At 68.4% G+C, this 12,900-nt stretch carries 15 protein-coding genes; 7 read left to right on the top strand and 8 right to left on the bottom strand.

What is annotated here, in order from left to right; genetic code table 11:
* Nucleotides 1-19 precede the first annotated feature (19 nt).
* Nucleotides 20-727, bottom strand: a complete 708-nt coding sequence (locus EDM04_RS07450) for a 6-hydroxymethylpterin diphosphokinase MptE-like protein (RefSeq protein WP_123620673.1) — start codon at nucleotides 725-727, stop codon at nucleotides 20-22.
* A 171-nt stretch (nucleotides 728-898) separates the two neighbouring features.
* Nucleotides 899-2,185 (bottom strand): dihydropteroate synthase, encoded by a 1,287-nt coding sequence (locus EDM04_RS07445; RefSeq protein WP_123620671.1) that lies wholly within the window; start codon nucleotides 2,183-2,185, stop codon nucleotides 899-901.
* Nucleotides 2,186-2,337: 152 nt separating this feature from the next.
* Between EDM04_RS07445 and EDM04_RS07440 the strand changes: the two genes are divergently transcribed.
* Nucleotides 2,338-2,568, top strand: coding sequence for a hypothetical protein (locus EDM04_RS07440; protein WP_123620669.1), 231 nt, complete (start codon nucleotides 2,338-2,340; stop codon nucleotides 2,566-2,568).
* 6 nt (nucleotides 2,569-2,574) lie between these two features.
* On the opposite strand, the gene EDM04_RS07435 is transcribed toward EDM04_RS07440, so the two are convergent.
* Nucleotides 2,575-3,135 (bottom strand): DUF192 domain-containing protein, encoded by a 561-nt coding sequence (locus tag EDM04_RS07435; protein ID WP_123620667.1) that lies wholly within the window; start codon nucleotides 3,133-3,135, stop codon nucleotides 2,575-2,577.
* A 97-nt stretch (nucleotides 3,136-3,232) separates the two neighbouring features.
* Here EDM04_RS07435 and EDM04_RS07430 point away from each other — a divergent pair, with 97 nt between their 5' ends.
* From EDM04_RS07430 to EDM04_RS07415, 4 genes are all read left to right on the top strand, one after another.
* Complete coding sequence (locus tag EDM04_RS07430; protein WP_123620664.1) at nucleotides 3,233-3,823, top strand: hypothetical protein; 591 nt, start codon at nucleotides 3,233-3,235, stop codon at nucleotides 3,821-3,823.
* Nucleotides 3,820-4,632, top strand: a complete 813-nt coding sequence (locus EDM04_RS07425; protein ID WP_123620662.1) for an RNA methyltransferase — start codon at nucleotides 3,820-3,822, stop codon at nucleotides 4,630-4,632. Before EDM04_RS07430 ends, EDM04_RS07425 begins: the two co-directional genes overlap by 4 nt.
* Before the next feature lie 101 nt (nucleotides 4,633-4,733).
* Nucleotides 4,734-5,396: an AzlC family ABC transporter permease gene (locus EDM04_RS07420; RefSeq protein ID WP_123620895.1), complete on the top strand. Its 663-nt coding sequence runs from the start codon at nucleotides 4,734-4,736 to the stop codon at nucleotides 5,394-5,396.
* Entirely contained in the window at nucleotides 5,393-5,752 is a 360-nt protein-coding gene (locus tag EDM04_RS07415; protein WP_123620660.1) for an AzlD domain-containing protein, read from the top strand. Before EDM04_RS07420 ends, EDM04_RS07415 begins: the two co-directional genes overlap by 4 nt.
* A gap of 110 nt (nucleotides 5,753-5,862) precedes the next feature.
* Here the strand turns inward: EDM04_RS07415 and EDM04_RS07410 are convergent, their stop codons facing one another.
* The 3 genes from EDM04_RS07410 to EDM04_RS07400 form a co-directional block, all read right to left on the bottom strand.
* Nucleotides 5,863-7,107 (bottom strand): RNA-guided endonuclease TnpB family protein, encoded by a 1,245-nt coding sequence (locus EDM04_RS07410; protein ID WP_123620658.1) that lies wholly within the window; start codon nucleotides 7,105-7,107, stop codon nucleotides 5,863-5,865.
* Between the two features lie 238 nt (nucleotides 7,108-7,345).
* Nucleotides 7,346-8,488 (bottom strand): pyridoxal phosphate-dependent aminotransferase, encoded by a 1,143-nt coding sequence (locus EDM04_RS07405; RefSeq protein ID WP_123620656.1) that lies wholly within the window; start codon nucleotides 8,486-8,488, stop codon nucleotides 7,346-7,348.
* Nucleotides 8,485-8,973 (bottom strand): Lrp/AsnC family transcriptional regulator, encoded by a 489-nt coding sequence (locus EDM04_RS07400; protein WP_123620654.1) that lies wholly within the window; start codon nucleotides 8,971-8,973, stop codon nucleotides 8,485-8,487. Before EDM04_RS07400 ends, EDM04_RS07405 begins: the two co-directional genes overlap by 4 nt.
* A 142-nt stretch (nucleotides 8,974-9,115) precedes the next feature.
* Between EDM04_RS07400 and EDM04_RS07395 the strand changes: the two genes are divergently transcribed.
* Complete coding sequence (locus tag EDM04_RS07395; protein WP_123620652.1) at nucleotides 9,116-9,979, top strand: aldo/keto reductase; 864 nt, start codon at nucleotides 9,116-9,118, stop codon at nucleotides 9,977-9,979.
* A gap of 28 nt (nucleotides 9,980-10,007) precedes the next feature.
* On the opposite strand, the gene EDM04_RS07390 is transcribed toward EDM04_RS07395, so the two are convergent.
* Entirely contained in the window at nucleotides 10,008-10,823 is an 816-nt protein-coding gene (locus EDM04_RS07390) for a hypothetical protein (RefSeq protein ID WP_123620650.1), read from the bottom strand.
* A 40-nt stretch (nucleotides 10,824-10,863) separates the two neighbouring features.
* Complete coding sequence (locus EDM04_RS07385; protein ID WP_123620648.1) at nucleotides 10,864-12,213, bottom strand: adenylosuccinate synthase; 1,350 nt, start codon at nucleotides 12,211-12,213, stop codon at nucleotides 10,864-10,866.
* Nucleotides 12,214-12,538: 325 nt separating this feature from the next.
* Between EDM04_RS07385 and EDM04_RS07380 the strand changes: the two genes are divergently transcribed.
* Nucleotides 12,539-12,844 carry a hypothetical protein gene (locus EDM04_RS07380; RefSeq protein ID WP_004045854.1) on the top strand — a complete coding sequence of 102 codons (306 nt, stop codon included), beginning with the start codon at nucleotides 12,539-12,541 and terminating at the stop codon, nucleotides 12,842-12,844.
* Nucleotides 12,845-12,900: the final 56 nt, after the last annotated feature.

Raw genomic sequence — 12,900 nt, 5'->3', positions numbered from 1 at the left:
GCTCCGATCCTCTTCCGAACTACCCGTCGCCCCCGCGGAGGATCGGATCGAGCGCGTCGTCCAACTCCCCGCGCCGCCCGTCCAAGATATCGAACCGCTCGTCGCGGCGGCGTTCCAGCCACCGCAACAGCCGCGCTGCCCAGTCGAGCTTCCGCGCCTTCGTCGGGTTCACGTCCGGGTCGTCGAAGTCCCAGCCCGGGAAGACGAGGCGCCCGACGCCGACGTGGTCCGCGAGGAAGGCGGCGCGGTCGCCGTCGGTGAACCCGCCGAGGTTTCGGACCGGGCCGACCGGGGCCGCCTGCGTCGTCGCCAGCGTCGCCTCGTCCGCGAACCGGGGGAGCCACTCGCGGACCGCGGGGAGGTTGTCGCCGTGGGCGTGGGCCGCGACCGGGACTCCCTCGCGGGTGAGCGCCGCCGCGGTGTCGGGGTTCTTGTCGAGGTCGGTCACCATGCAGTCGACGGCGACGCCGCGGTCGCGGAGGACGTCGGCGGCGGTGGAGGCGGCGACGACCGCGTCGGCGTCGCGGGCGACCTCGATCTCGTCCGCCAGACGCGGGGCGGCGCCCGCGATCGCCACGGTGTCACCGCGCCAGTCGCCGAGCCGGTCGAGGGGGAACGGGGTCGCGATCTCGGCGGCGACGTCGCGGGCGCGCTCGTCCGCGGCTCGGTCGAAGCCGAAGTCGGCGAGGATCGCCTCGTAGACGGGTTCGAAGGTCTCGAAGTTCATGGGTTAGACCACCATACCGACGCGACGCTACCGCGTCTCGGCCGCGACGAACGGCGCCGCCGCTGGGGGCGAGGAATATGGTATGGGCCGGAGTAGCACAGAGTACCCCTACCCGCGTGCCCCTCCGGCGTCCACTGAACGGGTTGTCTACACGACGGCATAAACTTTCTCTTACTTGGAGGTTTCCCCGATCGGTTCCAGTGCGGCGTCGAGCGCGCCTGAGACGCCAGAAACGGCCGATCGAACCGCGGACAGCGCGGTCGGCGTTCCGACGAGGAGCCCGTACCCCCCGTCGGCACCGGTGCGCTCGGGCGTCCCGCCGTCGGCGGCGGAGGGGCGAACCGCGGCCTCGTGGGCGGGGGAACCGGCGAGAGCGAACGCCGCGGCGACGCCGGGCTCCGCGGTCGCCGCCCGGAGCGCGCCCACGGCCTCGTCGGTGAGCCCGCGCAGCTCGTAGGTGCGGACGACCGCGTCACCGGCGACGGACTGGTCGGCGCCGAGCCGGTCGAGGTGGCGCTCGGCCTCTCGAACGGTCGTCACGTCCAGCTCCTCGAGGGCGACCTCGCCGGTCTCGGCGTCGTCCTCCGACCGGACCCGATTCCGGGCGAACTCCGCGCCGACCAGCGCCGCGTCGCGCGTCTCGGCCACGTCGTGGGTTCGGATCACGTGGGCGCCGCGTTCGACCGCCATCGAGGTGGCCGCCAGCGACGCCGGAAGGGCCTCCTCGGTGCTGCGTCCCGCGATCGTCTTCAGGAAGCTCTTGCGGTTGATCGAGACGAGCAGCGGGCGACCGTACCCCCGGAACTCTCGGAGCCGGCGGAACGTCTCGCGATCGTCATCGTGGGTCTTCTCGACGGACCAGCCGCCGAACGCTGGGTCGAGGATCGTCTTGTCGGTGAACCCGTTCATCGAGAGCGCCTCGTAGATGTCGTCCGCGTAGCTCCAGCTACGCTCTGGACTGGCGGCGCTCCGCGCCGCCCAGTCGACGTCCTCGATCGCGCCCGGCCGCTCCAGATCGGGCGGCGAGGCCATCTTCGAGACCGCCGCGTCGTGCTCGCGGCAGACCCGCGGCATCTCGGGGTCGGCGAAGCCGCAGATGTCGTTGACCATGTCGAAGCCGCGCGCGAGCGCCTCGTCGGCGACCTCGTGGTAGCGGGTCTCGATCGACCAGACGGCGTCGCCGGAGGTCGACTCCAGCGTCTCGACCGCGGTGTCGAGCCGGTCCAGCTCCTGTTCGGCGGAGAGCACCGCTAAGTCCTTGTTGGCCGACTCGAGGCCGACGTCGACGATATCGGCGCCCTCGCCGATCAGCTCCTCGTCGACGTACTCCGCGGCCTCGCCGGGGTCGTCGTACACGCTCGGGTCGTACGGCGACTCCGCGGAGACGTTGAGCACGCCCATGATCCGGGGCGGGTGGTCGTCGCCGATCCCCAGCCCCGCGGCGTCCACGTTTCGCATACGATCACCACGGACGCGAGCGACATAAACGGGACGAGTACCCGACGCGTTCGCCGGCGGATCGGCGCTCGGGGCCTCGGTGGCCGTGATAGTGTGAGACGTGACGGCAGGCTTCGCGCACGCGTTAATGCCGTCGAGCACGGAACTGACGCATGCAGACGAAAGCGGAAGATCGGTTGCTCGGACTCGCGCTGGCCGCCCTCCTCGCGACGATCGGAGGCGAACTGCTCGGGAGTCAGGCCCTCATCACGGTCGGCGTGATCGCGTGCGTCCTCGCGATCGCGGCGCTGTTCGGGGTCATGAGCGTCGTCCTCGCCGTGAGCGTCGCTCGAACGTCGGAGCTGAACGCCCCGGATCCGACGGCTATCGAGAGAGTCCGATAACCGCGGTCACAGCTCGAACGCGAGCGTGTCCCCGACTTCGACGTCGCGTCGATCGGTCCACTCGTAGGGGACTTCGAGCACGTACTGTCCGGAGCCGGGATACCGCTGCTCGCTCCCGTCCTCGTTCGGGGCGGGCTCCGGCGCGTTGTGGATCCTGGTGATCGTCCTCTCGGCGTCGACGTAGACGATGTCGATCCCGAAGTCCATCTCCGGCATGATGAACGTGAGCGAGTCCCGCGGCTCCGAGTACGCGAATAGCATGCCGCCGTCTTCCGGGAGCGCCTCGGCGTCGCTGAGGCCAAGAGGACGCTTTTCTTCGTCGTCCGCGATCGCTGCGGTCACCGACCCCAGCTCCTCGCCCTCCGGACTCTCGACGACCACGGTCGTCGTCTCGTAGTCGGCGTACGTCCCGGCCGGCCACTCGATGTCGGTTTCTTCATCCCCGTCACCGTCCTCACCGTCGCTCTCGCCACTCTCCCCGTCGGCCGTCGGCGCGCCCCCGCCACAGCCCGCGAGCCCGCCGGTCGACGCGACACCCATCGCCGCGAGGACTCCCCGTCGTCGCATTGATGGGGGGTACGGACCGCGTCCGTATATGCCTCGCGAACGGGACGCTCGTGCCCGGAAGGACGCGCTTTTATCCGCGCTTCGCGTAGCCTCGCGCATGGCGAAAGTGAGCATCGGCCTCCGAGGGTGGCGCTTCGACGAGGCGGAGATCTTCACCGACGACGAGGAGCTGAAGCCCCTCGACGAGATCCCCGAGGAGCCCCGAGAGCGTCTCGTGCGGCTCGTCGGCCTCGTCGAGGAGCCCTGCGACGTCTGTTACCTCGACTACGGCGAAGCGGAGATCCACCGCTGTAACCAGGCGGAGATCGTCTACGGCGAGCCCAACGGGGAGGTGCTGCTCTGCCCCGAACACGAGCCGGACCTCCTCTACTGGTTCCGCGAGGAGGGCGGCAGCGAGCACGCGGGCTCGCTGGAGTTCGGCGACCGCTTCCACGAGTGGGTCGCCGCGGGCAACGAGGCCCCCGAGGGGTACGGCTCGGTCGAGCACGTCGAGGAGGACCCCGACGGGCTCCCGGACCTGCCGGACCAACAGGACGTACAGGAGCGCGTCGAGCGGGACTTCGACGGCGACCGGATCGACATCCTCGAGCTCGCCGGCGAGAGCGACGAGGAGGGCGACGAAGACAAGCTGAGCGAGGACGACTTCGACGACGTCGACCTCTCGACCGACTACCCGTCGAACCGATGAGCGGAGCAGACGAGGGCGACGATCGCGACGACTCACGGGCCCGCCGAAAGCCGGTCGTGGTCGTCGTCGAGCCGGAGACGCCGGGCAACGTCGGCACCATCGCCCGCGCGATGAAGAACTTCGGGCTCACGGACCTCAAGCTGGTCGACCCGCCGGAGCTGAAGGAGGACGGCGAGGCGTACGGCTTCGCCGGCCACGCCCGCGAGGACGTGCTCCCGAACGCCGACGAGGTGACCTTCGACGAGGTCGTCGCGAACTACCACACGGTCGGCACCACCGCGATCACCGGCGAGGACGACCGGAGCCACGAGCGGTTCCCCTTCAAGACGCCGACCGAACTGCGCGAGTCGCTGCAGACCGTCGACGCGCCCACCGCCATCGTCTTCGGCCGCGAGGGACGCGGGCTCAACAACGAGGAGCTCTCGCGGCTCGACGAGGTGTGCTCGATCCCGGCCGACGACGACTACCCCGTCCTGAACCTCGGGCAGGCCGCCACGGTCCTCCTGTACGAGCTCCGCGATCTCACCGTCGACGAGACGCAGCTCCCCGACACCGAGGTCACGCGCGCCCCCGAGGGCGACGTGGAGCGCTTCCACGACTTTTTCGGCGAGTTCCTCGAGGTCACCGGCCAGCGCGAGCACGTCCGCGAGAAGAACGCGCTGCTGATGCGCCGCCTGCTCGGTCGCGCGCACCCGACCGAGCGCGAGATCCACTCCCTGCTCGGCACGTTCCGCAAGGCCAACGCGAAGCTGGAGCACGCCGACCACCTCGCGGCGAAGCACGACGAGCCCGTCTACCCGCGAGAGTGACCGTGGACGGAGACCTCCTCGACGGCGACGCCGCCGACCCCTCCGACGGCGACGCCTCTGCCCCGTCCGACGGCGACCCGTCCGGCCTCACCGACGGCGACATCCGGGCCGGCGTCCGGGACGTGTCGCCGCTGCTGCTCGGGATCGCCCCGTTCGCCCTGATCGCCGGGATCGCCGCCGTCGACGCCGGGCTCGGGCTCGCCGAGGCGGTCGGGATGTCGGTGATCGTGTTCGCGGGCGCCTCGCAGCTCGCCGCGATCGACCTGATCGGGTCGAACGCGCCGCTCGCGGTCGTGGTCGGCACCGCGGTCGTGATCAACCTCCGGATGGTGATGTACTCGGCCTCGATCGCGCCCCACTTCGCGGACTACGGTCGCAGGTTCCGGGCGGGCCTCGCGTACCTGCTCACCGATCAGGCGTACGCGCTCTCGGTCGCGGAGTTCGAGGCGAACTCGGAGCGCAGCCGGTGGCGCTACTACTTCGGGGCGGCCGCGGCGCTGTGGGTCGTCTGGCAGATCGGCACGGTGGTCGGCGTCGTCGTCGGCGCCGGCGTCCCCGACGCGTGGGGACTGACCTTCGCGGTCCCGCTGGTGTTCCTCGCGCTCCTCGTCCCCGCGATGAAGGACCGACCGACCACCGCCGCGGGCGTCGCCGGCGGGACGATCGCGGTCGCGGCCGCCGGGCTCCCCCTGAACCTCGGGCTGCTCGCGGGCGCCGTCTCCGGAATTGCGGTCGGCCTGCTGACGGAGGTGTACGGGTCGTGACCGGCGGATCCCTCATCCCCTTCGGCGGCTCGCTCGAGGTCTGGCTCGCCATCGTCGTCATCGGGCTCGCGACGTACGGATTCCGGCTCTCATTCATCCACCTCTTCGGGCGGATCGACGAGGTGCCCGCGCGGATCAAACGCCCGCTCCGATACGTCCCGCCGGCGGTGCTCGCGGCGCTGGTGCTCCCCGATCTGGTGACGGTCCGCCCCTCGGTCGCCGCGACGCTCGCCGACGAGCGGCTGATCGCGGGCGCCGTCGCCGGCGTGATCGCGTGGCGCACGGAGGACGTGACGGCGACGATCGCCGGCGGGATGGTCACGCTGTGGCTGTTCCGGTTCGTCGTGTTCGTCTGAGACGTTGGTCTGCCTCAAACGGCTAGTTGGTAAACTACCCCACCCTACTTCGCTCACCGCATACGCGGTTCGCTCGTTGAGGGTGGGGCTTTGATGTGGATTCCCGGCAATCAGTCGCCAGCAATAGGCTGGTGACTCTCACCGTTCAACGTTCCACCATTCACACGCACGTCTACTGGTGCGTCTCCGCTCCCCGACTTGGGCGAGGAACGGAGGCTGTGTTCCTGTTTCCGGGCGTATCGCACCCCGATATTCTTCGCTGCATTGTAGTCCGCATTGACCTTATACCCGCACTTCTGGCACTCAAAGTGTTCGCAGTCACGGTTTGATTCGTGCGTGAACCCACAGTCCGTCCGAGAACAACGTTGGGACGTGTGGTTCGGCGCAACCTGCTTCACCGCAACGCCTCGTTCAGTGGCCTTGTACCCGACGTACTCATAGAGGCGACGGAATGCCCAGACGTGGTGCCACTTCGCCTGTGGAAGCCGCTCACGGATGTCTGTTAAGTCCTCGAACACGATCACGTCGCACCCGTTCTCGACAGCTTCCGTGACGATCTCGTTGGCAACCGTGTGGATGTACTGTTTCCGCCACGATTCTTCGCTCTTGCCGAGGCGAAGGACTGCGTTGTGCGCGGCTTGCGTGCCGCGCTGTTGCATCTCACCACGCCGCTTCTCGAACTCGCGGCACCAGTGATCGTAGTCGTCACCTTGCCAGAACGTGCCGGTCGAAGCTACTGCAAGGCTGTTGACGCCGAGGTCGATACCGAGGACTGTTTGGTGCCCGGTATCTGCCGAACCCTCGGACTCGTCGTCATCGTACTTCCGGGTCGTAATGTGAAAGTAGAACTCGTCGGTCGCCTTGTCGTATTGGAGTGTACTCGCCCGGAACTCGTACTCGTCCGAAAGAACGTACTGTTCGTAGGGTGTCGGGCTGTCCGCCGGGAGTTCAAACTCACACTCAACGCGGCCGTTGACGGTTGACAGCGAGACTTCGTTTCGGTAGAACGTCGCACTCCGCTTGTCATAGAGCATACTCCACGACGTGAACTCAGGCTGGCTCACACGCTTGCCCCGTTTCCACCGCTCGACGCACCCCTTCGTCGCTTGGACCGCACGTCGGATGGCTTCTTGGACGAGGTTCGCGGTGAGTTCAGTTTCTTCCCGTAGCTCCGCGTAGAGTGCGTCTCGCGCAGTTGAGTTTGCCGTGACGCAGTTCGTGTAGGAACGGTCGTCCCAACAGAACTCGGCAGCACGATTCGCGCAGTGAAGGAACTGGCGAGCTGACTCGTGGAGGTCGTCGCGTCGCTCATCGGGAACGACGAGTTTGACCGGCGCGGTTCGACGCACCTCAATACTTCAGATTACTACTTGAGGGTATTTATAATCTCAGGAGTCGGGTGGCTACAGTCATGCGGTTTCGTCATCGTTTGTCGGTTTCCTCTCCGACCTACTCGCTCGTTACACTCGCTCTCTCCTCACGGGCCGCAGGCCCGTTCGGATGGTCAGCGGGACCTTCGGTCCCGCACGACTTGAGGTCGGAGGCTCCACCTTGAATTATGCTGAACGTCTGTATAACCACGACCGAGTCCGGTCAGTCCCGCCCGTCGACGAACGCCGCGATCCGGTCTGTGGCCTCCTTCAGTTCGCGCATCGAGGTCGCGTACGACACGCGGAGGTGGCCCTCGCCGCCCTCGCCGAAGACGGAGCCGGGAACGACGGCGACGCCCTGCGCCTCCAGCAGCTCCTCGGCGAAGGCCTCGTCGTCGCCGCCGCAGTCGGGGAACGCGTAGAAGGCGCCGCCGGGTTCGAAGGTGTCGAGGCCCATCTCGTTGAACCGGGAGACGACCAGCCGTCGCCGGCGGTTGTACTCGTCGACCATCTCTGTCACCTCCTCGTCGCAGCGGTCGAGGGCTTCGATCGCGGCGTACTGCGGCGTCGTCGGCGCCGACAGCATCGTGTACTGGTGGATCCGGTTCATCGCGTCGATCGCCTCGGCGGGGCCCAGCGCGTATCCGAGGCGGAGGCCCGTCATCGCGTACGCCTTCGAGAACCCGTTGACGACGACGGTGCGCTCGCGCATTCCCGGCTGCGTGGCGATCGACGCGTGGTCGGCGCCGTAGGTGAGCGCGGAGTAGATCTCGTCTGCGATCACCCGCAGGTCCTCGTCGCGGCAGAACGCGGCGACCTCGGCGTACTCCTCTTCCGTCATCGTCGCACCCGTCGGGTTGTTCGGGTAACAGAGGACGAGCAGGTCCGCCTCCGCGGCGCCGGCCGCCTCCAGCGACTCCCGCGTGAGCGCGAAGTCGTCTCCGGCCCGCGTGGGGACCGTCAGCTGCTCGCCGCCCGCCAGTTCGATCCCCGGGCCGTACGAGATGTACGTCGGCTCGTGGACCGCGACCGTGTCGCCGGGGTCGACCAGCGCGCGGAACGCCAGGTCGACCGCCTCGCTCGCGCCGGTCGTGACGAGCACCTCCTCGGCCGGATCGTACGACTGATCGTAGCGCTCGTGGTGGTCGGCGATCCGCTCGCGGAGGGCGGCCATTCCGCGGTTCGAGGTGTAGGAGGTCTTCCCGCGCTCTAAGGAGTCGATCGCGGCGGTGCGGGCGGCCCACGGCGCCGAGAAGTCGGGCTCGCCGACCCCGAGAGAGATCACGTCGTCGCGCGCCTCCGCGAGCTCGAAGAACTTCCGGATCCCCGACTCGGGGAGGTCTCGCGCGCGGTCCGAGAGCCTCATGGCGAGACGGAGAGGCGGTCGTCGTCGTCGCCGTCCTCGAACCGGATCCCGCCGTCCTTGTAGGTGTCCATGATGTAGTGGGTCACCGTCTGCGTGACCGCGGGCATCGGCGCGACCTGCTCGGAGATGAACTCGGAGACGTCCTGCATGTTCTCTCCGAGCACCTCGACGGCGAAGTCGTAGTCGCCGGAGACCAGATGGAGGGCGTCGACCGCGGGGAACTTCGCGATCCGGTCGGCGACCTGCTCGTAGCCGGTCTCGCGGTCGAGTTCGACGTTGATCTCGACTATCGCGCGGATCTTCCCCTCGTCGACGCGGTCCCAGTCGACGACGGCTTGGTAGCCGTGAACCACGTTGTCCGCCTCCAGCGCGTCGATCGCCGCCGCTACCGCGTCCGCGTCGAGGCCCGTCTGGGCCGCGATGTCGTCGATGTCCTCGCGGGCGTTCCGCGCCAACACGTCGAGTACCTCGCGCTCGGCGTCCATGCTTTACGATCGCGCGGGGGCGGTTTATGAGTAGCGACGCGCGCAAGACGGGCGAGGAATCGTAGCGTGGAAAGGTCACAGTCGAGGCGCGTCCCCTTCCGCCATCCCCACGGCTTTCCGCCTGGCGAGCGATCGTTCGACCATGGCTTCAGACTCCACCGGCAGGAGCGATACGTTCGACATCGGCGGCGACCTGACCGTCGACCGCCTCGGCTTCGGCGCGATGCGGATCACGGGCGAGGATATCATCGGCCGACCCGCCGACGAGGAGGGGGCTAAGGCGGTGCTCCGGCGCGCGGTCGAGCTCGGCGTCGACTTCGTCGACACCGCCGACTCCTACGGGCCGGGCGTCTCGGAGCGCCTGATCGGCGAGGCGCTCGGCGACCCCGACGACGTCGTCGTCGCCTCGAAGGCCGGCCTGCTCCGCAACCGCGAGGGCGACTGGCTCCCCCGCGGCGACCCCGACTTCCTGAAGAACCAGGTGCTGTGTAGCCTCGATCGGCTCGACACCGACACGATCGACCTGTACCAGTTCCACCGCCCGGACCCGGACACCGACTTCGAGGAGTCGGTCCACGCGTTCGCGGAGATGAAGGACGCCGGCCAGATCGCTCACGTCGGAGTCTCAAACATCACCGTCGAGCAGTTAGAGACGGCGACTGAGATCGTCGACGTCGCCACGGTCCAGAATCAGTACAACGTCGGCCACCGCGACGACGAGGACGTGCTCCGCGCCTGCGAGGAAAAGGGAGTGGGGTTCATCCCGTGGGGTCCGATGTACGCGATCGGCGGAGACGAGACACCCGACGCGCTCGGGGAGGTCGCCGACCGCCGCGACGCGACGGCGCGGCAGGTCGCGCTCGCGTGGCTGCTCGATCACTCCGACGTGACGCTCCCGATCCCGGGCACGTCGAGCGTCGACCACCTCGAGTCGAACCTCGCGGCGGCGGACCTGTCGCTGACCGACGAGGACCTGCGCGCACTGAACGAGATCGACCCGCAGTGAGAGGCTCATCGCGGCGGCCGACCAGCGGTCACTCGACGGTCTCGACGTCGGCCATCTCGGCGACCTTCAGCGCGACCGCGACGTTGAACGCGAGGCCGAGCGGTGCGGCGACGACCGCGGCCAGTACCGCCCCGACCGGTCCGACGCGCGTCAGGAGGCTCAGGGGGGCGGAACAGACGGCAGTGACGATCGCGACGAAGAGGAAGAATCCGAGCGGCTGGTGACGTCGCACGAGTCCGCGCGCTCGGCGGGCCGCAGACTCGATCCCACGGTCCTCCAACACGAGGACGTACACCGTCGGGAAGAACAGGTAGGAGAGCGCCAGCGCCGCGAGGACCGCGGCCACGAACAGCGGCGGGACCACGATCAACGGGAGGAAGACCGCAGCCAGCGCGACGACGACGAGCGCCTCCAGCGCGATCATCCGGACGCCGAACCGGCGGACGCTCGCGGCGAAATCGTACCGACCGGTCGTGATCCCCGCCGCGATGCCGCCGAAGTACCCCGCGCTCAGCGCGCCTGAGACGACGACGTACGCCGCGAGCGCCGGAACGAGAAGCGGAAGCGACTCCAGCGTCCCGAACGGGACGGAGACGGACAGCCCGTCGCCGGTCGGAGCCTCGACGAAGCTCCAGAGGTCGTATCGGTACACGGGAAACGACGCTCGGATCGATATCCCGTCCGTCCGCGACGCGGCCAGCAAGTCGCTGGCGTTCATCAGCGCCGTGACGAGCGGGACGAGCGCGAGCGGAAGCAGCCGAGAGAGGTGCGCGAAGGTGCGTTCGAAGATCGGCTCCGGCGGGGACGACGCGTCGGCCGACGAGCCGTCGGAGGGTTGGGCCATATCGGCGGTTCGCGTCCGACCCTCAAAACTCGGGGGGCCGCTACTCGTCGAACGGGTTCGTCAGCTCGACCGTCTCCTCGCGGTCGGGGCCGACGCCGACCGCGTAGATCGGGGTGTCGATCTCGGCGGCGACGAACTCCAGGTACTCGCGGGCCGCCTCGGGGAGCGCGTCGTAGCCCCGCTCGGCGACCGCGGCCGAGTCGAACGGCTCCCACGTGTCGAGGGTCTCGTAGACGGGCTCGCAGCGCTCCCACCGATCGGTCGTCGTGGGGACGGTGTCGAGCGTCTCTCCCTCCAGCTCGTACCCCGTACACACCTTCAGCTCGTCGAGCCCGGCGAGCACGTCCACGTGGTTGACCGCGACGCCCGTGAAGCCGGAGACGCGCGCGGCGTGCCGGAGCATGGGGAGGTCGAGCCAGCCGATCCGGCGGGGGCGGCCGGTGACGGTGCCGAACTCGCCGCCCTTCTCGCGGATGTCGTCGGCGAGCGCCTCCTCGTCGGCGTCGCCGTCGAGCTCGGTCGGGAGCGGCCCCTCGCCGACCCGCGAGAGGTACGCCTTCACGATTCCGACGACCTCGCCGTCCCCCACCGTGGTGACGCCGAGCCCGGAACCGACCGAGGCGGCACCGGCGGTCGGGTTCGAGGAGGTGACGAACGGGTAGTTCCCGTGGTCGATGTCGATGTGCGTGCCCTGCGCGCCCTCGAAGAGGATCTCGTCGCCCGCCTCGCGGCGGCGGTGGAGGTAGTCGGAGCAGTTGACGGTCATTCCCTCGTCGGCGAGGCGCTCGCCGATCGCGGCGAACTCCTCGTGGAGCGCGTCGACGTCGAACGCCTCGGCGCGGTCATCATCAAGATCGAGCCCGTACACGTCCTCGACGAGCGCGCGCTTCTGCGGGACGACGTACTCGAGCTTCTCGCGGAGCACGTCGGGGTCGAGCAGGTCCGCGATCCGGATCCCGCGGCGTCCGGCCTTGTCCTCGTAGGTCGGGCCGATGCCGCGACCGGTGGTGCCGACCGCGTCGCCGGCGTCGTCGTCCGCCTTGACCTCCTCCTCGATCCCGTCCAGCACGCGGTGGTACGGGAGGATGACGTGCGCCCGGCGGGCGACCCGCACGTCGGGGTCGAGCCCGCGCTCCCGCAGGTCGTCGATCTCGGTGAACAGCGTCTTCGGGTTGACGACGCAGCCGTTGCCCAGGATCCCGGTCGTGCCCCGGACCGCGCCGCTCGGCACTAGGGACAGCTTGTACTCGACGCCGCCCTCGACGACGGTGTGGCCGGCGTTGTCGCCGCCCTGATAACGGACTACGACGTCCGCGTCCCCTCCCCACCGGTCGACGAGCGCGCCCTTGCCCTCGTCTCCCAGCTGGGAGCCGACGATGGTGAGTGTCATACGACCCGGTGGTTCCGGGCGGGGGGTAAAACCGATTACGGTCCAGTGCCGAGAATACACCACGAACGTGCATTGGATCCGAGACGTGTACGTGTCGGTATCGTCGTTCGTGCAGGTCTTTGTGGTTCGGACGGATGGTCGTCGGCAGGACGTGGCCGTTCACGCGAGTCGCCTCCGCGATCGGCGACGACGGATCGACCGATCGCTCCGGGGGCGCCACGATCGAATGCGTTAACTACCCCCACGTCAAAGCCTCGGGTCGAGCGATTTCGGACGTCCTCCGACAGCAACTTTTAAACCGGGGCATGACGAGTTAACATGTGCCATGATAGATCGACTAGAGAAGGAGGTAGACATGCTGGAACGTCACCTCCAGGTCCTGCGGATGGTCATCGAAAACGAGCCGATCGGCATCGTGAAGATGTCGAACGAGACGGGATACCCCCATCACAAGGTCCGCTACTCGCTGCGCGTGCTCGAGGAGGAGAACCTCATCGAGCCGTCCAGCCAGGGCGCGATCACGACGGAGCGCACCCACGAGTTCGTCGACGAGCTCGACGAGAAGCTCGACGAGACGGTCGACAAGCTCGGCTCCATGCGGATCGACGACGCCGCGGAGCTCGAGAACTGAAACCGATTCGACTTCGCGCGAGGCGACGCACGGACCGCGTTGTGACGGCTGTAAAG

It is taken from the genome of Halorubrum sp. CSM-61, from assembly GCF_003781945.1.
Lineage (GTDB): Archaea > Halobacteriota > Halobacteria > Halobacteriales > Haloferacaceae > Halorubrum.
Note: the sequence above shows the minus strand (reverse complement) of the source record. Positions and strands in the feature narration are given on the sequence as shown.